Genomic DNA, 20,876 nt, shown 5'->3' on the forward strand with positions numbered 1-20,876 from the left:
CCGGCCAACGATGATGGATTTCCTTCTTCTCGCCGAACAGGGGCTGAACGGGCTGCAACTGGGTGTGATGCTGTTCCTGATGGCGGCCGGGCTGACGCTCGTGTTCGGCATCATGGACCTGATCAACCTCGCCCACGGCTCCTTCTACATGGTGGGCGCCTATCTGACGGCGGCGCTGGTGCCGATGCTGGGCGGTTTCCTGCCGGCGCTGGCCGTCGCCGTGCTGCTGACCGCGCTGCTGGGGCTGGCGGTGGAGGTAGTGGCGCTGCGCACGCTCTACCGTCGCGACCATCTCGATCAGGTGCTGGCGACCTTCGGGCTGATCCTGTTCTTCAACGAACTGGTCCGCATCCTGTTCGGCCCGGTGCCAATCTTCCTGAACCCGCCCGCCGCGCTGGCCGGGACCGTCGATCTGTGGGGGCTGAAATACCCGGCCTTCCGGCTGGCGATCCTCGGCACCGGGCTGGCGGTGGCGGCCGGTCTGTGGCTGCTGATATCGCGGACGCGGGTCGGCATGCTGATCCGGGCCGGCGCCACCAACCGTGAGATGGTGATGGCGCTGGGCGTCGACGTGCGGCTGCTCTTCGGGCTGGTCTTCGCGCTGGGCTGCGGGCTGGCCGGGCTGGCCGGGGCGATGGCGGGGCCGGTGCTGGCGGTGCAGGTCGGCATGGGCGAGCAGATCCTGATCCTGACCTTCGTCGTCATCGTGATCGGCGGCATCGGCTCGATCCGCGGCGCCTTCGCCGGGGCGCTGCTGGTCGGCGTGGTGGACACGCTGGGCCGCGCGCTGCTGCCCGCGACCTTCCGTCTGGTGATGGACGCCGCCAGCGCCAACGCCGCCGGCGCGGCGGCGGCCTCCATGGCGATCTACGTACTGATGGCGCTGGTGCTGGCGGTGCGGCCCAAGGGGCTGTTTCCGGCGGCTTAACGCTTGGCGTAGGCGATGGGGTCGGCCAGCCCGGCCTCGGCGAAGCCCCGCAGGCGCAGCAGGCAACTGTCGCAGGCGCCGCAGGAGGTGCCGTCCGGCGCCGGGTCGTAGCAGGAATGCGTCAGGCTGTAGTCCACGCCCAGTTCCAACCCGCGCTGGACGATCCCGGCCTTGTCGAGCGTCATCAGCGGCGCGTGGATCGTGAACCGGCTGGTGCCCTCCACCCCGGCCTTGGTGGCGAGGTTGGCGAGAGTCTCGAAGGCGGCGATGTATTCGGGCCGACAGTCGGGATAGCCCGAGTAGTCCATCGCGTTGACCCCGATGAACAGATCCTGCGCGCCAAGAGTCTCCGCCCAGGCCAGCGCGAAGGACAGGAACACCGTGTTGCGCGCCGGCACATAGGTGACCGGGATGCCGCCACCGAGATCGCTCGCGTGATCGTGCTTGGGCACGTCGATGGCGTCGGTCAGGGCGGAACCGCCGAACGCGCGCAGATCGATGTCGGCGATGACATGGCGCTCCACTCCCATGGCCGCGACCACCCGCCGCGCGGCCTCCAGTTCCACGGCGTGGCGCTGGCCGTAGCGAAAGCTCAACGCGTTGACCCGGTAGCCCTCATGCTTGGCGATGGCGAGCACCGTGGTCGAATCGAGTCCCCCGCTGACCAGCACCACCGCGTTCTTGGCCTTCATCGCGCTTGCCCTTTCCACTGTCTTGTTGCTCGTTCATAGTGTTCGCTGGCTCTCGCGGGCAGACGAATCTCATAATTCTTGGATAATTCGCAGATATGCAAAGCATTTTTGTTTGTCCACAGATGAACACAGATAAACACAGATGATTTATGATGATCGCACCGGCTCGCCATCCGACCCGTTGACTGCGGAGATCATTGGCGCAGCCTTTGCCGTTTCCAACACGTTCGGCCATGGGTTTCTGGAATCTGTCTATAAGAAATCCCTGGCTCATGAGTTGACTCTGCGCAACCTCTCCGTCCGGGAGGAGGTCGAGCATAGGATCCATTATAAGAACGCTTTGGTCGGACGCTATGTGGCCGATCTAGTCGTCGCCGATTCGGTGATCGTCGAAGTGAAAGCCACAGAGTCGATCACCGGCGCCCATCTCAGCCAAACCCTGAACTACCTCAAGGCCAGCCGATTGCCCAAGGGCCTGATCCTGAATTTCGGAACCCCGAAGCTCGGAATCCAACGTGTCCTCAACCCAGACTTTAAAATCAAATAAAATCTGTGTTTATCTGTGTTCATCTGTGGACAAATAAAAACCCTACCCCCCGCCGCACCCACCCAAGTCTCCATGCCCCCCACCCGCCCCAGCATCGCCCTGATCGTCCTGCTGCTCGCCGCCCTCGCCCTGCCCGCTTTCGCGGCCTGGATGGACGAGCCGTTCTATCTGCGGCTCGGCGCCCGCATCCTCGTCTTCGCCCTGGCCGCCGTCAGCCTCGACCTGATCCTCGGCTTCGGCGGGATGGTCAGCTTCGGACATGCGGCCTTCGTCGGGATCGGCGGCTACGCCGTCGGCATCCTGTTCGCCCATCAGGCCGATGGATCGACCCTGTTCGGCTGGCCCGGCACGACCAACGGCTTCATCGTCTGGCCGCTCGCCATGCTGGCCGGGGCGCTGGCGGCGCTGCCGATCGGGGCGATCTCGCTGCGCACCACCGGCGTGCCCTTCATCATGATCACGCTCGCCTTCGCGCAGATGCTGTTCTACCTGATGACCGGGCTCAAGACGTATGGCGGCGACGACGGCGTGGCGCTGTGGAGCCGCTCGACCTTCCCTGGCGGCCCCGACATCGCCGACCACACGATTTTCTACTACACGGCGCTCGGCCTGCTCATAGCCGCGCTGCTGCTCTGCTGGCGCGTGGTGAACTCCCGCTTCGGCCGCGTCCTCCGGGGCGCCAAGGACAACGAGCGGCGCATGCGGGCGCTGGGCTATCCGGTCACCCGCTACAAGCTGGCCGCCTTCGTCATCGCCGGGGCGCTCGCCGGGCTGGGCGGCGCGCTGCTCGCCAACGCCACCATGTTCGTCGGCCCGCAATACCTGCATTGGAGCCGGTCGGGGGACCTGATCGTGATGGTCGTGCTGGGCGGCATCGGCACGCTGATCGGCCCGGTGCTGGGCGCCGCCGCCCTGCTGCTGCTGGAGGAGTTCGTGCCGGAGGCGATGAACCTTGTCCACGCCGGTCTCGGCGAGCACTGGAAGATCGTCCTCGGCCCGATCCTGCTCGGGCTGGTGCTGTTCGCCCGCAAGGGCCTGTGGGGCGTCGTCGCCGGGAGCCGCGCGCCATGACCGCCCCCCCGCTTCTGGAAACCCGCGCCCTGGTGAAGCGGTTCGGCGGCCTCAACGCCACCGACCGCCTGTCGTTGAGCGTGGCGAAGGGCGAACTCCACGCCCTGATCGGCCCCAACGGCGCCGGGAAGACCACGCTGATCGGCCAGCTTTCCGGAGAGCTGATGCCCGACGAAGGCCGCATCCTGTTCGACGGCCGCGACGTCACCGCCCTGCCCGTCCACAAGCGTTCGCAGCGCGGCCTCGCCCGCAGCTTCCAGATCACCTCGGTCTTCCCGAGCTTCTCCGCGCTCGACAACGTGGCGCTGGCGGTGCAGGCCCACGCCGGGCACAGCTTCCGCTTCTGGCGCGACGCCGCCCGCGACCGCGCTTTGAGCGACCCGGCCCGCGCGGTGCTGGAGCGGGTCGGCCTCGGCCCGCGCGCCGACACCCTCGCTTCGGCCCTGGCGCATGGCGAGAAGCGGCAACTGGAACTCGCCATGGCGCTCGCCACCGGGCCGAAGCTGCTGCTGCTCGACGAGCCGATGGCCGGCATGGGGCCGGAGGAGTCCGCCCGCATGGTCGAACTGCTGGGCGAGTTGAAGGGCGGCGTCACCATCCTGCTGGTGGAGCACGACATGGACGCGGTCTTCGCGCTGGCCGACCGCATCACCGTGCTGGTGCGCGGCGCGGCGCTCGCCACCGGCGAACCGGCCGCCATCCGCGCCAGCGCCGCCGTCCGCAAGGCCTATCTCGGCGACGAGTTGGAGGCGGTGTGATGCCCACCCTGCTGCGCATCGAGAACCTGACCGCCGCCTACGGCCAGAGCCAAGTGCTGTTCGGGATGGAGCTATCGGTCGGGGCCGGCGAGGTCGTTACCCTGATGGGCCGCAACGGCATGGGCAAGACGACGACGATCCGCTCGATCCTGGGGCTGATGCGCCCGACCGGCGGCAGCCTGCGCTTCGAGGACAAGGAGCTGTCCGGCCAGCCGCCGCACCGCATCGCGCGGGCCGGCATCGCGCTGGTGCCGGAGGGCCGGCAGGTCTTCCCGACCCTGACCGTGCGCGAGAACCTGATCGCCACCGCCGCCGACCGCCACGCCAGCAAGCACCCCTGGACGGTCGAGCGCGTCCACGCCCTGTTCCCCCGCTTGGCCGAGCGCGCCGGCAACCTCGCCCGCAACCTGTCGGGCGGCGAGCAGCAGATGCTCGCCATCGGCCGCGCCTTGATGACCAACCCGAAGCTGCTGATCCTCGACGAGGCGACCGAAGGGCTGGCTCCGTTGGTCCGCGCCGAGATCTGGACCTGCCTCGCCCAGCTCAAGGCCGAGGGGCAGGCGATTCTGGTGGTGGACAAGACGGTGGCGGCGCTGGCGCGTCTGGCCGACCGGCATCACGTCATCGAAAAGGGCCGGCTGGCCTGGAGCGGCAACTCCGCCGCGCTGCTGGCCGACCCCAGCCTGAAGGAACGCTATCTTGGTGTCTGACGCGCCCCGCTACCGCGGCATGGACGCCGCCGAGATCGAGCGGCAGTACAATTTCCGCGCCATGGTCCCCGGACATGGCGCGGTCATCGCTCGCTGGACCGAGGACAGCACGGCCGCGCGCCGCTCCCCGAATGCCCTGCTCGACATTCCGACCGGCCCGCACCCCCGCCAGCGTCTCGACCTGTTCCCGGCCGGCGACGGCGCCCCGCTGCTGGCCTTCGTCCACGGCGGCTACTGGCGGGCGCTGTCAAAGGACATCTTCGCCGTGCTCGCCGCCCCCTTCGTCGCGCGCGGCGTGTCGGTCGCGCTGATCGGCTACGGCCTGTGCCCCGACGTGACCTTCGAGACGCTGATCGGGCATGTCCGGGGCGGGGTGGACTGGCTGTTCGAGCACGGTGCCGAACACGGCGTCGATCCGACACGCATCGTTCTCTCCGGCCACTCCGCCGGCGGCCATTTGACGGCTTTGTTGGCGTCGGAGTCGGACAGCCGTCTGGCCGGCGGCCTCTGCCTCAGCGGCATCTACGATCTGGAGGCGCTGCGGCTGTTCAGCGGCAACGTCGATCTCAAGTTGGACGGCCCGACCGCGCAGCGCCTCAGCCCACTGAACCGCGTGCCGGAGGGAACGGCACCGCCGCTGGTCCTGGCGCTGGGCGGCGAGGAAAGCCCCGAGATGCACCGCCAGCAGGCCGACTACGCCGCCGCCTGGATGCAACGAGGCCACGAGGTCCGGACGTTGGTCGAGCCCGACGCCGATCACTTCACGGCGGTGGACCGTCTGGCCGACCCATCGACGCCGCTGTTCGCCGCCGCGCTGGATCTGCTGGGCGTCCGGTAGGCCCCCCGCCTCACCCGTGCGGGAAGCCTTCGGGCGGGGCCTGCACCCACTCGGCGTAGCCGGCGCGCAGCAGTTCAAAGGCCGCGACCACGCCGCCCGCCCCGGCGTAGGCGGTGAAGAGGATCTGCTCCGGCGGCAGCCCGCCCGTTTGCAGGCTGGTCAGCAGCGCCCCCAGGAACGGCCCGCCGAGCAGCATCGCCGCCAGCCACAGCGGCTCGGCCGACAGCCAGCCGCCCAGCACATGGCGCGCCGTCCGTGACAGGCGCAGCAGGCGCCCGGCCTTGCGCTCCAGCGCGTCGAGGCTGCCGGCCCGCAATTCAGCCAGAGGAGCGCCGGCCTCGTCCACGAACACGACGCCAACCCGCAGGCCGTGCCGCCGCACCGACGCCCGCACGGCGCCGCCAAACGCCGTTTCCAGCAGCAGGGCGTTCCCGCCCAGGCCGGTCAGCGCCGCGCGCACCGGCTCCGGCACCTCGCCCCATTCGGCGAGCGCCGCGACCAGCCGTCCGGCGTCGTCGCAGGGCAGATTGTCCTCGTGAATCAGCCGGCCGCCGGGACCGGTCACCCGCAGCGTCAGCACAGCCTCGACCGGGTCGTGCAGGCCATGAACGCGGCACCCGTCCGCGCCCGCGTAGGAGAAGCGCAGGGCCCCGTCGTGGTGGCTGAGCGTGTTCATGGCGTCTCCCCGGTCCGGCCTTTTGCTGATCGAACGTCCAACAGTCAGGACACGCGAAAGGCCACCGGGGGGACACTGCGCAAAAGTGGAGCGCCGAAAAGGCGCCCCGGCGGGAGAAAAAGCCGGGTCCTACGCCCCGGCGCCATAGACCCGGTCGAGATCCTGGTCGGTGAAGTGGTAATGCGTCGAGCAGAACTGGCAGGTCACCTCGACCCGGCCGTCGTCGATCTTCAACTCCTGCACCTCTTCTCGGGGCAGGCTGGCCAGCATCGTCTCCACCCGCTCGCGCGAGCAGCGGCAGCCGAAGCGCAGGGCGTTCTCGTGGTAGATCCGCACGCCGTCCTCATGGAACAGGCGGTAGAGCAGATCGCCCGCCGGCAGCTCGCGGTCCAGCAGCTCGTCGCCGGTGACGCTGGCCATCAGCGCCATGGCGCGGCGCCAGTCGTCCTCATCGTCGGACGCCAGGACGTTCTGTTCCTGCGGCAGGCGCTGCACCATCAGCCCGCCGGCCCGCCACGCGCCCGGCGTGCCGTCCGCGTTGACGGCGCGGTCCACCGACACCGACAGGCCGGTGTCGATCTGCTCCGACTGACGGAAGTAGTGCTGGACGCAATCGGTCAGCGTCTTGCCGTACAGCTCGACGATGCCCTGGTAGCGGTCGGTGTCGGGACCCTGGTCGACCGTGAAGGCGATGTAGCCCTTGCCGAGCAGCGCGGCGGCCGGGGCGATGTCCACGTCGCGCTCCGCCTTGGCGAGTTCGGCCTCGTCGAACTGGGCGTAGGCGCGGATGTCGCCGACCGAGGTGACGTCGGCCACCATCATGCGGACGGCGCCCTCGCCCTTGGTCTGGAGCGTGAAGATGCCCTCGTATTTCAGCATGCTGGCGAGCAGGGCGGCCAACGTCGTCATCTCCGCCAGGAAGCGGGCGATGGTCGGCGGGTAGTCGTGGCGCGTCAGGATCTCGTCCAGCGCCGGCCCGAGCTTGACCAGACGGCCGCGCAGGCGCGACGCCTCGATCTGAAAGGGCAGCACCAGATCGTCGGTGAGCGGACGGACGGAAGGATCGTCCATGAAAGATTCCTCAAAACCAAGGGATAGAACGGGCGTGAGGCGCAAGATCGTGGCGTCTCATCGCCGAATCAAGGTAGGCAGGGCACCCATGCATGGTCCCTGCCCCCTGGATCAGGCCCTCTCCCGCCTCGGGAGAGGGAAAGCCTCAGACCAGCGCGTCCATGCACCAGGCCAGGATCGCCTTCTGGGCGTGCAGGCGGTTTTCCGCCTCGTCCCACACCACCGAATGGCGGCCGTCGATCACGCCGTCCGTCACCTCCTCCCCGCGATGGGCGGGCAGACAGTGCATGAACAGGGCTTCGGGATGGGCCAGACCCATCAGCGCCTCGTTCACCTGATAGGGCGCGAGGGTGGCCGTGCGCTCGTCCACGTCGTCGGTGTTGTGCATGGAAGCCCAGGCGTCGGTGATGACGCATTCGGCGCCACGCACCGCGTCCTCGGGCGACTCGGTCACGACGACGCGGCCCTTGCCTTCCGCCTTCGCCCAGGCGAGCAGGGCCGGCGGAGCGGCGTATTGCGGCGGGCAGGCGAGACGGATCTCGAAGCCGAACCGCACGGCGGCGTGCGCCCAGCTGACCGCGACGTTGTTGCAGTCTCCGGTCCAGGCCACCACCCGCCCCTCGATCGGGCCGCGATGCTCCTCGAAGGTCATCAGGTCGGCCATGATCTGGCAGGGGTGGGTCTGGTCGGTCAGGCCGTTGATGATGGGGATGCTGGCGTGCGCGGCCAGTTCGTGGACGCGCTCCTCGCCGGTCGTCCGCACCATCACCGCGTCGACGTAGCGCGACAGCACGCGCGCGGTGTCGCCGATGGTCTCGCCGCGGCCCAACTGCATGTCGTCGGGCTTCAGCACCAGAACGTTGCCGCCGAGCTGGCGCATGCCGACCTCGAACGACACGCGGGTGCGGGTCGAGGGCTTCTCGAAGATCAGGGCCAGCGTCTTGCCCGCCAGCAGGTTGGCGTAGGCGGGCCGGTTCTTCTTGATGGTGACGGCGCCGTCGAGGATGCGCCGCAGGGTCGCGGTGTCGAGCCGGTCGACGTCGAGGAAATGCCGGACGTTGCTCATGCCGTCCACTCCCGCGCGGTCTGGTCGAGGATGGCGACGGCCTCCTCCACCTGCTGCTCGGTGATGATCAGCGGCGGCAGCAGGCGCACGACGTTGTCGCCGGCCGGGACCGACAGCAGGCCGTTGGCGCGCAGCTTCGCCACGACCTCGCCGACCGGCGGCGCCAGCTTCAGGCCCAGCAGCAGGCCCTGGCCACGCTGTTCCAGGAAGAAGGCCGGATGCTTGGCGATCAGGTCGTTCAGGCGGCCCTGGAGGACGCCCGCGATGCGCTGCACGCCGTCGAGGAAGCCCGGTTCCAGCACCACATCCAACACGGCGTTGCCGACGGCGGTCGCCAGCGGGTTACCGCCGTAGGTCGAGCCGTGGGTGCCGGCGGTCATGCCCGACGCCGCGCGCTCCGTCGCCAGGCAGGCGCCGAGCGGGAACCCGCCGCCGATGCCCTTGGCGATGGCCATGACGTCCGGCGTGATGCCGGCCCATTCATGGGCGAACAGCTTGCCGGTGCGCCCCACCCCGGTCTGGATCTCGTCGAAGAACAGCAGCAGGCCGAACTCGTCGCAGACTTCGCGCAAGCCGCGCAGGAACTCGACCGAGCCGGTGCGGATGCCGCCCTCGCCCTGGATCGGCTCGACGCAGATGCCGCCGGTCTCCGGCGTGATCGCGTTGCGCAGCTCGTTCAGGTTCCCGAAGGCGACCTGGTCGAAGCCGTCGAGCAGCGGGCCGAAGCCCTTCACCAGCTTCTCCTGCTTGGCGGCGGAGATCGACGCGATGGTGCGGCCGTGGAAGGCCTGCTCGAAGGTGATGATCCGGGTCTTCTGCGGGTTGCCGTTCTCGTAATGGTATTTGCGGATCGTCTTGGCGCCGCATTCCCACGCCTCGGCGCCCGAGTTCGTGAAGAACACGGTGTCGGCGAAGGTCACCTCGGTCAGGCGCTTGGCGAGGCTTTCCTGCCCGGCGACGCGGAACAGGTTGGAGGTGTGCCAGAGCTTGTTCGCCTGCTCGGTCAGCGCCTTGATCAGGTAAGGATGCGCGTGACCCAGCGCGTTCACCGCGACGCCGGCGGCGAAGTCCAGGAATCGTCGCCCGTCGGTCGCGTAAAGGTACGGACCTTCCCCACGCTCGAAAACGACATCGGCGCGGGCGTATGTGGGCATAACGACGGGGATCACGGCTCTGGCCTCCCAAAACGGAAAAGCCCGGCGCGGCATTTCTGCCCGCCGGGAAGCGGCAAATATCCGGAGAACGACCGGTCCTGTCAACGGATTGCGGTCGGAACGTCCTGCGACGTCTTCGGCTTTAGGCTTTCAGCCGGTAGCCGGTCTTGAACATGCGCCACGCCAGCCACCACAGCGCCGCGTTCACCCCCAGCATGACCACCACGCCCAGCCACAGCGAGCCGTCGGTCTGGCCGACGAAGCCGTAGCGGAAGCCGTCGATCATGTAGAAGAACGGGTCGAAATGGGCGATCCACCAGAAGGCGGCCGGCAGCGAATCCAGCGAATAGAAGGTGCCCGACAGGAAGGACAGCGGCGTCACCACGAAGTTGGTGACGGCGGCGATGTTGTCGAACTTCTCCGACCAGACGCCGCCGATCAGCCCCAGCAGCGACAGCAGCATCGAGGCCATCAACGCGTGGAACAGCACGAAGCCGGGATGCGGCATGTGCAGCGGCACGAAGGCCCAGATCGCCAGACCGGTGACCAGCCCGACCACGAGGCCGCGCGTCACGCCGCCCAGCACGAAGCCGCTGACCAGTTCCATCGGCGACAGCGGCGGCATCAGGATGTCGACGATGTTGCCCTGGACCTTGGCGATCACCACGGAGGAGGATGTGTTGGCGAACGCGTTCTGCACCATCGCCATCATCATCAGGCCGGGCGCCAGGAACTCCAGATAGGGCACCGGACCGATCATGCGCACGGCCGATCCGAGCGACAGGGCGAAGACCGCGTAGTACAGCAGCGTCGTCACCACCGGCGCCCAGACGGTCTGCTGGTGGACCTTGACGAAGCGCCGCACCTCGCGGGCGTAGAGCGTCCACAGCCCGATCCAGTTGACGGAACCGACGGAGCGCGGCATGGGAGGAAGGGGATGGGTCATCGCTTCACGATTCACATAGGGGCGGCGGACTTTACGGCCCTCCGCCCGGCCCGGCAACCACCGCCGCCACAAGGACAGCCATGACCCGTGACGATCCGCCGCGCCGCTCCTCCTTCGGACAAGGACCCGCCGGCCAAAAATCTTCCGGTCCGCGCGCGGCCAAGCCGGTCCGGCTGGTGACCGCGCAGTATCTGGAGAACTCGGCGCTGCATTACCTGGAGCGATTCGCCAGCTCCACCGCCAACCTGCGCAACGTGCTGATGCGCAAGGTCAAGCTCTCCGCCCAGGCGCACGGCACCGACCCCGAGGAGGGCGCGCGCTGGATCGACGATCTGCTGGCACGTTACGTCCGCAGCGGCCTGCTGAACGACGAGACCTACGCGCGGATGCGGACCGAGAGCCTGCATCGGCGGGGCTCCTCCACCCGCGCCATCGCCCAGAAGCTGGCGTCCAAGGGCATCGACCGCGACGAGACCGACAAGGCGCTGGAGTCGTTGCGCGAGGACGTCGGGCCGGATGTGGATTTGGCGGCGGCGCTGGCGCTGGCCAAGCGGCGGCGTCTGGGCGTGTACCGGTTGCCGGAAGCGCGGGCGGCGCACCGCGAGAAGGACATGGCGGCGCTGGGCCGCGCCGGATTCGGCTACGAGATCGCCCGGCGCATCGTGGACGCCGAAAGTCCGGACGACCTGCTGGAGGAGTGAGGCTCCCCCGCGCCAAAAAAGAAAGCCGGAAACGACGAAACGCGCGGCACCCTTTCGGATGTCGCGCGCCGCTCTCGACCGGGAGTCGGATTCGTCCTGTAGGCGTCCTGAAAACTCTGCCGGCGGGACGGCGAACCATCCCGCCTTGTCAGCGCACCAAACGCGGATGGGGTCAGGCCGCGGCGGCCTGGGCCTTCTCCGTGGCCTTGGCGATGCGGCGCTTGGCGCGACGGGCGTCGTCGCTCAGCACCGCGTCCTTCGCGTCGAGCAGGAAGGCGTCGAGGCCGCCCTTGTGCTCGATCGAACGGATCGCGTGGACCGAGAGGCGCAGACGCACCAGCGAGCCCAGGGCGTCGCTCAGCAGCGAGGTGTCCTGGAGGTTCGGCTGGAAGCGGCGGCGATTCTTGTTGTTGGCATGGCTGACGTTGTTGCCAAACTGCGTGCCTTTGCCAGTCACGGAGCACCGACGTGCCATCGGACTAATCCTTTACTTTAGCAAATGAAACCCGGTAACGGACGGAGAGCCGCCCGAAGGAGGCCGCTATATAGTCGAACAAAAGAGGAGCCGTCAAGGACGGATCCGCGAGAACAAACCCGGCGAACCGGAGTCGGCGCGGAGTCGAACCGCGCGCCGTCTCTCGCGCGAACGCAGAGACGGCGCGGCGGCGCTCTTCACTCGACGGAGGAGGCGGCCTTGATCGCGGACTTGGACCCCGTGGTCTTGGGGCCACGGCGCAGCGGCCCCTTCGCGGCCGGCGCCACCAGCACCGTCTCGGGCGGCTTCACCGCGGCCGGCGCGGCCGACGCCAGATCCTCGACGACGGCGGCGATGATCGACGACTGCGGAGCAGCGGCTTCCGCCACCGGCTCAACCACCGGCTCGGGCGCCGCCTCGACGACGGGGGCGGCTTCGACCGGGGCGGACTCGGCCACTGGGGCCGGTTCCGGAGCCTCGACCGGGACCTCGACCGGGACCTCGACCGGGACCTCGACCGGGACCTCGACCGGAGCGGGAGCCGGAACCGGGGCCGCGATCAAGGCCGGAACGGCGGGCGGCACGGGGGCCGGGACCGGCGCGGCGGCGGTCTTGACGGGCAGCGGAACGACCGACACCTCGGCGGCGATCTTGGCCGACACGTCCAGGAAGCCCTGCACGCCTTCGGTGACGCGGGCCTGGGTGGTGCTCAGCCATTCGCGGTGCAGCGCGGCCAGATCGGCCGGCGAGCGGGCCTTGCCCAGCCCGGCGGCCAGACGGCTGGCGTCGCTCACCGAGGCGGTGACGCCGTCGAACCAGCGGCGGTAGCCGTCCTGGACCAGCCCGGCGACGCGGGCCGACTTGGCGGCGCCGGTCTCGGCGTTGGACTTGGCGAGCGTGCCGGCCTGCGCGAAGAGATTGAGGAAATTGGTGGTCATGGCGTGTCTCCCGTAGACGAACACAGGTTGGCGGAAACGGAAAGGCCGCTCCGGCAAACCCCAGGAGACCGCGGGCAACCGTCGCCCAAGCGTCTTACAGACGCTCCTTTCCCGCCCGCGCCAGAGTACCCGCATGGGTGGTGGGGCGCAACAGGATTGTTGCGGTGCAGCATAAGCGGTTCGGACTATTCGCCCGAAGCTCCGCTTGTCGTTCCGCCCTGCGACTCAGCCCAGGAAACGCGCCAGCAGCGCGTGCGCCGCCGTGGTCGGGATGGTGGCGCCTTCGGTCACGCTCGCCTCGATTCGCGCAAGGTCGGCGCGCACCGCCGGGTGGGCGCGGAATCGGTCGATCAGCGTTTCGCGAATCTCGCTCCACAGCCAGGCGCGGGCCTGCTCGGCGCGGCGGGTGGCGCGCTGGCCGTTGCCCTCGGTGATCGCCTTGTGCTCGCCGATGGTGTCCCAGATCGCGTCGATGCCCCTTTTGTGAACCGCCGAGCAGCTCAGCACCGGCACCCGCCAGTCGCCGTGGCGCAGCAGGGTCAGGGCGTGGCGGTAATCGGCGACGGTGTGGCGCGCGGTGGCGGCGAGGTCGCCGTCGGCCTTGTTGACGACCACGAGGTCGGCCAGTTCGACGATGCCCTTCTTGATGCCCTGCAACTCGTCGCCGCCGGCCGGCAGCAGCAGCAGCATGAACAAATCCACCATGTCGGCCACGGCGGTCTCCGACTGGCCCACCCCCACCGTCTCGACGACGATGACGTCGAAGCCGGCGGCCTCGCAGATCAGCATGGCCTCCCGCGTGCGCCGCGCGACCCCGCCCAGCGTGGCCCCGGCCGGCGAGGGCCGGATGAAGGCGCCCGGATCGCGCGAGAGATCGACCATCCGCGTCTTGTCGCCCAGGATCGATCCGCCGGTGCGCTGCGACGACGGATCGACCGCCAGCACGGCGACCTTGTGGCCCAGCCCGATGACGTGCAGCCCGAACGCCTCGATGAAGGTGGACTTTCCAACCCCCGGCACGCCGGAGATCCCGAGTCGCACCGAACGGCCCGTGTGCGGCAGCAGCGCCGCCAGCAGGGCATCGGCGACGACCCGGTGGTCGGCGCGCGTCGATTCGATCAGCGTGATGGCGCGGGCCAGCGCCCGGCGATCCCCGGCGCGCACGGCCTCGGCGAGTTGGACGGGATCGGGCATGGCGGGGGCTGCGGTCGGAATGGTCATCGTCGTCATGCCCGCCAGCCTAACTTGGTGCGGGGATCGGATAAAGCGTTTGGAGGGCGGGGGGCGCAGGACCGAACCCTCCCCTGCCTTCACTCACTCCGGCAGCCCGTACTCCGCCGCCCATCGCTCCAGCGCCCCGAACAGCGCGACCGCCGTTCCGCACGCGACATCACGCGGCTGCGGATCGGCCAGCTCCTCCTCCAGCCGAACCATCAACGCCTTCCACGCCCCCACCATGTCCAGCCCGTCCGACGCCAGGAACCGCGCCCCGCGCGTCGCGTCATGCCCCAGCGCGCGGCTGATCCCCGGCAGCATTGCCCGGCCGCCATGGGCCGAACCGTCCAGCACGTAACGCGCCGCCAGCCGGGCCGCCGGGCTGTCGAGCGGCGGCAGGTCCGTCATCTCCGGCAGAGTGTCCGGATCGGCGCCCAGCACCGTCAGATCGTCGCGCAGCAGCCCCAGCCGAACGTCGTCGCCGCCCAGCGCGCGCTCCACCGGGGCGTGGAAGCCGTAGAGGACACTCAAAGCCTTGCGGTACTCCGCCGCCGTGATGTCCGGCCGGACCAGCGGCTGGAGGACAGCCGCCTTGTCGAGACGCTCGTGGATGTCGTGCGTCGCCTCGCGCAACGCCTGCCTCGCCGGACCCATTCATGCGCTCCGAAAGGTTCAAGTGGGGGCCAGGACGCCGGGAACCGGTGCCGGGCCCTGGCTGGACTCCTGTTGCCGCGCCCACAGCGACGCGTAGGCGCCGCCGGCCGCCAGAAGCTCGAGGTGGCGTCCGCGCTCGATCACCCGGCCGGCTTCCAGCACCAGGATCTCGTCGGCGTCGATCACCGTGGACAGGCGGTGCGCGATCACCAGCGTGGTGCGGCCCCGGCTGACCTCGCGCAGATTCGCTTGTATCTCGCGCTCGGTGTGGGTGTCGAGCGCGCTGGTCGCCTCGTCGAACAGCAGGATCGCCGGGTTCTTCAGGATGGTGCGGGCGATGGCGACGCGCTGCTTCTCGCCGCCCGACAGCTTCAGCCCGCGCTCCCCCACCATGGTCTGGTAGCCGTCGGGCAGCGCCATCACGAAGTCGTGGATGTGGGCGAGCCGCGCCGCCTGCTCGACCTCGGCCGGGCTGGCCCCGGCGCGGCCGTAGGCGATGTTGTAGAAGACGGTGTCGTTGAACAGCACCGTGTCCTGCGGGACGATGCCGATGGATGCCCGCAGCGAGGACTGGGTGACGCGGCGGATGTCCTGCCCGTCGATCAGGATGCGCCCGCCGTTGACGTCGTAGAAGCGGAACAGCAGCCGGCTGATGGTGGATTTCCCCGCCCCCGACGGCCCGACGATGGCGACCGTCTTGCCGGCCGGCACCGTGAAGCCAACACCCTTCAGGATCGGCCGCCGCGAATCGTAGCCGAACTCCACCCCCTCGAAGCGCAGCTCGGCCCCGTCGACCGCCAGCGGCTTGGCGTCCGCATCGTCGGCGACCTCGCGGCCGACCGACAGCAGCTTGACCATCGCCTCGATGTCGGTCAGCGACTGCTTGATCTCGCGGTAGACCACGCCGAAGAAGTTCAGCGGCTGGTAGAGCTGCAACAGATAGGTGTTCACCAGCACGAAGTCGCCCAGAGACATGGTGCCGCGCACGATGCCGTTGGCCGCCATCCCCATCACCACCGCCAGACCGGCGGAGATGATCGCCGACTGCCCGACGTTCAGCAGCGACAGGCTCTGCTGGCTGCGCACCGCGGCCTTTTCATAGGATTGCAGCGCGCCGTCGTAGCGCCGGGCCTCGTGCTCCTCGTTGCCGAAATACTTGACGGTCTCGTAGTTCAGCAGGCTGTCGATCGCCTTGGTGTTGGCGACGCTGTCGGTGTCGTTCATCACGCGGCGGAACTGGATGCGCCATTCCGACACGAAGAAGGTGTAGAGGATGTAGCCCGCCACCGTGACGAAGGTGGCCAGCGCGAACCAGCCGCTGAACATCGTCCACAGCACGACGCAGACCAGCGCGATCTCCACCAGCGTCGGCACGATGGAGAACAGGGCGTAGCGCAGGAGCGCCTCGATGGCGCGGGTGCCGCGCTCCAGCGATCGGGTCAGCCCGCCGGTCTGGCGCTCCAGATGGAAACGCAGCGACAGCGCGTGCAGATGGCGGAACACCGACAGGGCGACCCGGCGGATGGTGCGTTGCGCCACCGTGGCGAAGACCGCGTCGCGCAGTTCGGCGAAGACCAGCGAGGTGACGCGGGCGAAGCCGTAGGCCAGGATCAGCCCGACCGGAATGGACAGCACCCCGCCGGGCACGTTGCCGGGGGTCAGCGCGTCGATGGCGTGCTTGTAGAAGACCGGCACGTAGACGTTGGCGACCTTGGCCCCGATCAGCAGCAGCATGGCGATGACCACGCGCACCCGCGTCTCCACCGAGTCGCGCGGCCAGATGTAGGGGATCAGGGAGCGGACCGCCGCCATCTCGCCGCCGGGACGGGGCTGGAAGGCGGTGTCTTCGGGGGATGGAGTGCCGGAGGACGGCAGGGTTCTGCGCATGATGGGCGTGGCAATCGCGGCTGGAAACGGAAGGGGCGGGCAACACCCGGACGGGCCTAACCTAGGAGCCGCGCCGCCGCCGTCAAAGGGCCGTCCGCCGATTTGGCTCCCGCTTGACACCGAAAGATCATGGGCTGATCGGCGGAATATGCGGCAATTCGGCTTTTCCGCAGCGTTTGGCAACGGACTGGAAACCATATTACCTTAGTCTGTGTCCGTACCGCAGCGCGACCCGAACCGCAGATCAAGGCATTTCCGACCATGCAGAACGCCAGTTTCGCCGGCCGTTTCAAGGTGGGCACCCGCATCCACTTCGGCTTCCTGCTGATTCTCGCCCTGCTTGGGCTGGTCGCGGTCTTCGGCGTCCGCGCGCTGACCGGCGTCGAAGCCGGGTTCAACCGCTACGCCGCGATCTCCGACAACTCGCTGCGCCTGAGCGAGCTGGACGGCGACGTGTCGGACATGCGGCGCAACGTGGTGAACTACTCCTTCTCCGGCAACAACGCGCTGATCGAGCCGACCCGCGCCCAGCAGAAGCAGTTGGGCCAGACCCTGCGTTCCATCCGCGAGGCGACGCAGGACCCCGGCCGCCGCGCCAACCTGGACCGGATGATCCAGATCTTCGACAGCTACGCCGCCAACTTCACCAAGTTGACCGACATCCGCGAGCGCCGCGACCGGCTGTACGAGGAGGAGTTGCTCCCGATCGGCTCCAAGGCGCGTGAGAACATCAGCCAGATCATGGCCAGCGGCATGGCCGATGGCGACCTCGAGTCGGCCTCCGGCGCCGGGGTCGTGATGGAAAAGCTGATGGTCTCGCGGATCAGCGCGCTGCACTTCCTCGCCACCCCCTCGGCGAAGGCGCTGGACGAGGTCAAGACGCGCAACGCCGACTTCCGCTCCGCGATCACCGCCTTCGCCGACCGCCAGGCCAACCCGGCCCGCAAGCGGCTGGCGGAGGACTCGGCGCAGCTCGGCGCCCGCTATCTCGACACCGTCAACAGCCTGTCCACCGTGGTGACCGAGGCGCAGACCCTGGCCTTCACCACCATGGTCGACGAGGCCGAGCAGTTCGCCGACCTCGTCAACAAGACCGTGGCCTCGCAGAACGACTCGCGGCTCCAGGTCCAGAACACCATGAAGTCGGACACGTCCGAGACGGTGACGCTGGTCACCGGGCTGGCGATTGGCGCCTTCGTCATCGGCATGCTGATCGCCTACCTGACCGCGCGCTCCATCGTGAAGCCGGTGGTCGGCATGACCGGCACCATGACCGATCTGGCGGCCGGCAACCTGACCGTCACCGTCCCCGCCCTGGCCAACCAGGACGAGATCGGCGAGATGGCCAAGGCCGTCCAGGTCTTCAAGGAAAACGCCATCGAGAAGAAGCGCATGGACGAGGCCGAGCGCGACCGGCTGGAGGCCGAGCGCCGTGCCGCCGAGGCCCAGCGCCAGCGCGAGCAGGCCATCGGCGAGGAGATCGCCGGCCTGATCGACGCCGTGTCGAAGGGCGACCTGGAGCGCCGCATCGACCTGAACGGCAAGGAAGGCTTCTACCGGACCATGTCCGACGGCATCAACCGCCTGACCGACACGGTGGAAAGCGTCATCGCCGACCTGGGCGAGGTGCTGAGCGCGCTGGCCCAGGGCGACCTGAACAGCCGCGTCACCCGCGACTACCAGGGCGCCTTCCAGCAGGTGAAGACCGACGTCAACGCCACCTCGGTCAAGCTGGCGGAGATCGTCGGCCAGATCACCCAGGCCGCCGACACCATCGCGTCGGCCGCCGCCGAGGTGTCGCTGGGCTCCTCCGACCTCGCCGACCGGACCGAGCAGCAGGCCTCCTCGCTGGAGGAGACCGCCGCCAGCATGGAGGAGCTGGGCGCCACCGTGCGCTCCAACGCCGACAACGCCCAGCGCGCCAACATCATGGCGTCCGAGGCCCGCACCGCCGCCGAATCGGGCAACGGCGTCACCGGCTCGGCCATCGACGCGATGCGCCGGATCGAGGAGTCGAGCCGTAAGATCACCGACATCATCGGGGTGATCGACGAGATCGCCTTCCAGACCAACCTGCTGGCGCTGAACGCGGCGGTGGAGGCGGCACGGGCCGGCGACGCCGGGCGCGGCTTCGCGGTGGTGGCGCAGGAGGTCCGTCAACTGGCCCAGCGCTCGGCTCAGGCGTCCAAGGAGATCAAGGGCCTGATCATGGACAGCGACGCCCAGGTGAAGGACGGCGTCGATCTGGTGAAGAAGGCCGGCGGCGCGCTCAACGGCATCGTGTCGGGGGTGCATCAGGTGGCGACGCTGATCGCCGAGATGGCCTCGGCCTCGGCCGAGCAGGCCACCGCGCTGGACGAGATCAACGCGACCGTCGCCAGCATGGACGAGATGACCCAGAAGAACGCCGCCCTGGTCGAGGAGACCACCGCCGCCGCCCAGGCGATGAGCGGACAGGCCGGCGACCTCAAGGGCCTGATCGGCTTCTTCAAGCTGGAGACCGTCAACGCGGCCCCGATGCGGATGGCGGCCAACCACGCCGTCTCGGCGACCCCGGTGCGCCGGACCGTCGCCGCGACCCGCCCCGCCTCGGCGGCGAAGGCCGCCGCCAAGACGGCCGCGAAGCCGGCCCTGCGCCCGGTGGCGGCGCCCCGCCCGCCTGTCCAGGTTGCCGGGAACGTGCTGACCCACAGCGTCAGCGACGACGACGACTGGAAGGAATTCTGAGCCGCCCCGAAACGGCCATCCAAAAAACGGCGAGGGGCGATTAACGAAACGGTGGCGATTGGCGTGGTCCAATCGCCACCGTTTCCTTTTGTGGAGTCTTGATCATGAACCGTTGGATCCTGGCGTTGTCCGCCGCCGCGCTCGCCCTGCCCCTGCTGGCCGGCTGCGGAGTCGTCAGCGGAGCGGCCAGCGTCGCCGGCTCGGCGGTGAGCGTCACCGCCAGCGCCGTGGGAACCGCCGCCGACGTCGTCACCGCGCCGATCCGCTGAGGGGGGCAGCGTGCCGCTGTACGACGCCGCGCATTGGTCGGCCTTCCTGGCGGCGGCCGTGCTGCTCAACCTGTCGCCCGGACCGGACATGGCCTTCATCCTCGGCCAGACGGTCAAGGGCGGGGTGCGGGCGGGAACGGCGGCGATGCTGGGGATCTGGGCCGGAGCCTTCGGTCACGTCCTGCTCGCCGCCGCCGGCCTCTCCGCCATCCTCGCCGCGTCCGCCCTCGCCTATTCCACCGTCAAATGGGTGGGCGTCGCCTATCTGCTCTGGATCGGCGTGCAGGCGTTGCGGTCGCGCGGCGGCGGGTTCCGGCCGGACGACGCGCCGGCGGAACCCAATCCGTGGTCCGTGTTCCGTCAGGGTGCGTTGATCGACCTGCTGAATCCGAAGGTGGCGATCTTCTTCCTCGCCTTCCTTCCGCAATTCGTGGTCGGGGGTGCCGGCCCGGTGTGGGCGCAGCTGTTGCTGCACGGCGTGCTGATCATCGCCGTCGCGGCGTTGATCGAGACCCCCATAGTGCTGCTCGGCGACCGGCTGTCCGCAAGGCTGCGGTCCAGCCGCCGGCTGGGCCAGTGGCTGGACCGGACGTTGGGCGCGACGCTGGTCGCCCTCGGACTGAAGCTGGCGCTTGCCGAGCGCTGAACCGGCGGCCGGTTGCGGCCGGCTCAGTCGATCAGGTCCTCGACCTCGCGGATGCGGCCGTTGTCGATCATGAACTGGACCAGCTCCGGCCGCTGCCTGCCGAGCGTGTGATGGCGCTGGCGCGCGGCCTCGACCAGATCGCCCTTGCGGCCCAGAAGGTCGTCGGCAAATTCGATCATGCGCAGGTTGGGCCACGCCTTGGCGCGGATGCCGGCCACGGCGGCCATGGCGTCGGCCGCCGGCCGTTCGGGCCGGGCCTGCGCCAGGATCATGGTCAAAGCGGCGGTGGAGCGGGAAATACCGGCGTGGCAATGGACCAGCAAATGCCGACAATCCACCGGCTCGGACAGCAGGTCGCGGCCGAAGGCGAGGATGCGCTCCACGTCGGCTTTCTGCGGGGCGATCTGGCCGCGCGTCGGGTCGATGATGTCGTGGAAGCGCAGCTCCAGCCGTTCGTGCTCGCCGTAATCGCCGAAGGCGGTCGGCTCCGGGTGGTCGGGGTCGAGGATGGACAGCACGTGGCTGACCTTGCCTCCGCCGAAATCGCAGAGTTCCTCGATGCCGCAGACGGTCAGGCCGAAGGGGACGAAATCGCTGGCCATGATGCTCTCTTCCCAAAGGTCGGTCCGAGGCGCGAGCGCGCCCGGACCGGCGCATTTGGCACGTCCCGTCCCGTCTTCGTCAACCGTGCGCGTATGACATCATCCGGTCACAGCACATTGAAGATGTAGAGCAGGATGATGATGGGAATCGGCAAGCCGACGAGCCACAGCAGGATACCTTTCATGACGCGCTCCCTCCGTTGTGTTGGCGGTGGGCCGGGGGGTTCGTCCGGCCGCTCTCACCTGTAACAACGGCCCCGGTGCCGGTTGGTTGCACGCGGATCCCGATCGGACGGGGAAAAGAA

General features: G+C 68.9%; 22 protein-coding genes. 10 read left to right on the plus strand and 12 right to left on the minus strand.

Features of this window, described 5'->3' with window-relative positions:
* Positions 1-13: 13 nt before the first annotated feature.
* The gene (locus tag EJ913_RS02575) at positions 14-928 is read left to right on the plus strand and encodes a branched-chain amino acid ABC transporter permease (protein WP_126994729.1); all 915 of its coding nucleotides are present in this window, start codon (positions 14-16) and stop codon (positions 926-928) included.
* Here EJ913_RS02575 and queC read toward each other — a convergent pair.
* Positions 925-1,620, minus strand: a complete 696-nt coding sequence (gene queC, locus EJ913_RS02580) for a 7-cyano-7-deazaguanine synthase QueC (protein WP_126994467.1) — start codon at positions 1,618-1,620, stop codon at positions 925-927. The genes EJ913_RS02575 and queC overlap by 4 nt on opposite strands.
* A 142-nt stretch (positions 1,621-1,762) precedes the next feature.
* On the opposite strand from queC, the gene EJ913_RS02585 reads away from it, so the two are divergent.
* The 5 genes from EJ913_RS02585 (at position 1,763) to EJ913_RS02605 (ending at position 5,544) form a co-directional block, all read left to right on the plus strand.
* Positions 1,763-2,167, plus strand: coding sequence for a GxxExxY protein (locus EJ913_RS02585; protein ID WP_126994469.1), 405 nt, complete (start codon positions 1,763-1,765; stop codon positions 2,165-2,167).
* Positions 2,168-2,239: 72 nt separating this feature from the next.
* Positions 2,240-3,238: a branched-chain amino acid ABC transporter permease gene (locus EJ913_RS02590; RefSeq protein WP_126994471.1), complete on the plus strand. Its 999-nt coding sequence runs from the start codon at positions 2,240-2,242 to the stop codon at positions 3,236-3,238.
* Entirely contained in the window at positions 3,235-3,996 is a 762-nt protein-coding gene (locus EJ913_RS02595) for an ABC transporter ATP-binding protein (RefSeq protein ID WP_126994473.1), read from the plus strand. Before EJ913_RS02590 ends, EJ913_RS02595 begins: the two co-directional genes overlap by 4 nt.
* Before the next feature lie 8 nt (positions 3,997-4,004).
* Entirely contained in the window at positions 4,005-4,706 is a 702-nt protein-coding gene (locus tag EJ913_RS02600; RefSeq protein WP_211098863.1) for an ABC transporter ATP-binding protein, read from the plus strand.
* Complete coding sequence (locus EJ913_RS02605) at positions 4,699-5,544, plus strand: alpha/beta hydrolase (protein WP_126994476.1); 846 nt, start codon at positions 4,699-4,701, stop codon at positions 5,542-5,544. The genes EJ913_RS02600 and EJ913_RS02605 overlap by 8 nt, the downstream gene beginning before the upstream one ends.
* Before the next feature lie 10 nt (positions 5,545-5,554).
* On the opposite strand, the gene EJ913_RS02610 is transcribed toward EJ913_RS02605, so the two are convergent.
* The 5 genes from EJ913_RS02610 to EJ913_RS02630 form a co-directional block, all read right to left on the minus strand.
* Entirely contained in the window at positions 5,555-6,220 is a 666-nt protein-coding gene (locus EJ913_RS02610; protein WP_126994478.1) for a hypothetical protein, read from the minus strand.
* A 129-nt stretch (positions 6,221-6,349) separates the two neighbouring features.
* Complete coding sequence (locus EJ913_RS02615; RefSeq protein WP_126994480.1) at positions 6,350-7,291, minus strand: Hsp33 family molecular chaperone; 942 nt, start codon at positions 7,289-7,291, stop codon at positions 6,350-6,352.
* Positions 7,292-7,436: 145 nt separating this feature from the next.
* Positions 7,437-8,357: an ornithine carbamoyltransferase gene (argF, locus tag EJ913_RS02620; protein WP_126994482.1), complete on the minus strand. Its 921-nt coding sequence runs from the start codon at positions 8,355-8,357 to the stop codon at positions 7,437-7,439.
* The gene (locus EJ913_RS02625; RefSeq protein ID WP_238520551.1) at positions 8,354-9,526 is read right to left on the minus strand and encodes an aspartate aminotransferase family protein; all 1,173 of its coding nucleotides are present in this window, start codon (positions 9,524-9,526) and stop codon (positions 8,354-8,356) included. Before EJ913_RS02625 ends, argF begins: the two co-directional genes overlap by 4 nt.
* A 127-nt stretch (positions 9,527-9,653) precedes the next feature.
* The gene (locus EJ913_RS02630) at positions 9,654-10,457 is read right to left on the minus strand and encodes an ABC transporter permease (protein WP_126994484.1); all 804 of its coding nucleotides are present in this window, start codon (positions 10,455-10,457) and stop codon (positions 9,654-9,656) included.
* Positions 10,458-10,537: 80 nt separating this feature from the next.
* Here EJ913_RS02630 and EJ913_RS02635 point away from each other — a divergent pair, with 80 nt between their 5' ends.
* A complete protein-coding gene (locus EJ913_RS02635; RefSeq protein WP_126994486.1) occupies positions 10,538-11,158 on the plus strand; it encodes a regulatory protein RecX in 621 nt (206 codons plus the stop codon).
* 172 nt (positions 11,159-11,330) lie between these two features.
* Here EJ913_RS02635 and rpmB read toward each other — a convergent pair whose 3' ends face one another.
* The 5 genes from rpmB to EJ913_RS02660 all read right to left on the minus strand — a co-directional run bounded on the left by rpmB (position 11,331) and on the right by EJ913_RS02660 (position 16,327).
* The gene (gene rpmB / locus EJ913_RS02640) at positions 11,331-11,633 is read right to left on the minus strand and encodes a 50S ribosomal protein L28 (RefSeq protein WP_126994488.1); all 303 of its coding nucleotides are present in this window, start codon (positions 11,631-11,633) and stop codon (positions 11,331-11,333) included.
* A 197-nt stretch (positions 11,634-11,830) separates the two neighbouring features.
* Positions 11,831-12,571 (minus strand): hypothetical protein, encoded by a 741-nt coding sequence (locus EJ913_RS02645; protein ID WP_126994490.1) that lies wholly within the window; start codon positions 12,569-12,571, stop codon positions 11,831-11,833.
* Between the two features lie 225 nt (positions 12,572-12,796).
* Positions 12,797-13,792: a methylmalonyl Co-A mutase-associated GTPase MeaB gene (gene meaB, locus EJ913_RS02650; protein ID WP_126994733.1), complete on the minus strand. Its 996-nt coding sequence runs from the start codon at positions 13,790-13,792 to the stop codon at positions 12,797-12,799.
* A 93-nt stretch (positions 13,793-13,885) separates the two neighbouring features.
* A complete protein-coding gene (locus tag EJ913_RS02655) occupies positions 13,886-14,440 on the minus strand; it encodes a biliverdin-producing heme oxygenase (RefSeq protein WP_126994492.1) in 555 nt (184 codons plus the stop codon).
* Between the two features lie 18 nt (positions 14,441-14,458).
* Entirely contained in the window at positions 14,459-16,327 is a 1,869-nt protein-coding gene (locus EJ913_RS02660; protein WP_126994494.1) for an ABCB family ABC transporter ATP-binding protein/permease, read from the minus strand.
* Positions 16,328-16,588: 261 nt separating this feature from the next.
* Here EJ913_RS02660 and EJ913_RS02665 point away from each other — a divergent pair, with 261 nt between their 5' ends.
* From EJ913_RS02665 to EJ913_RS02670, 3 genes are all read left to right on the plus strand, one after another.
* On the plus strand, positions 16,589-19,054 hold the full coding sequence (locus EJ913_RS02665; RefSeq protein WP_126994496.1) for a methyl-accepting chemotaxis protein: 2,466 nt from the start codon (positions 16,589-16,591) through the stop codon (positions 19,052-19,054).
* A 104-nt stretch (positions 19,055-19,158) separates the two neighbouring features.
* Positions 19,159-19,323, plus strand: coding sequence for a hypothetical protein (locus EJ913_RS31485; RefSeq protein ID WP_185909658.1), 165 nt, complete (start codon positions 19,159-19,161; stop codon positions 19,321-19,323).
* A gap of 10 nt (positions 19,324-19,333) precedes the next feature.
* Positions 19,334-19,969 (plus strand): LysE family translocator, encoded by a 636-nt coding sequence (locus tag EJ913_RS02670; protein WP_126994498.1) that lies wholly within the window; start codon positions 19,334-19,336, stop codon positions 19,967-19,969.
* Between the two features lie 23 nt (positions 19,970-19,992).
* Here the strand turns inward: EJ913_RS02670 and EJ913_RS02675 are convergent, their stop codons facing one another.
* The gene (locus EJ913_RS02675) at positions 19,993-20,571 is read right to left on the minus strand and encodes a tyrosine phosphatase family protein (RefSeq protein ID WP_126994500.1); all 579 of its coding nucleotides are present in this window, start codon (positions 20,569-20,571) and stop codon (positions 19,993-19,995) included.
* Between the last annotated feature and the right edge of the window lie 305 nt (positions 20,572-20,876).

This window comes from Azospirillum doebereinerae (assembly GCF_003989665.1).
Classification (GTDB): domain Bacteria; phylum Pseudomonadota; class Alphaproteobacteria; order Azospirillales; family Azospirillaceae; genus Azospirillum; species Azospirillum doebereinerae.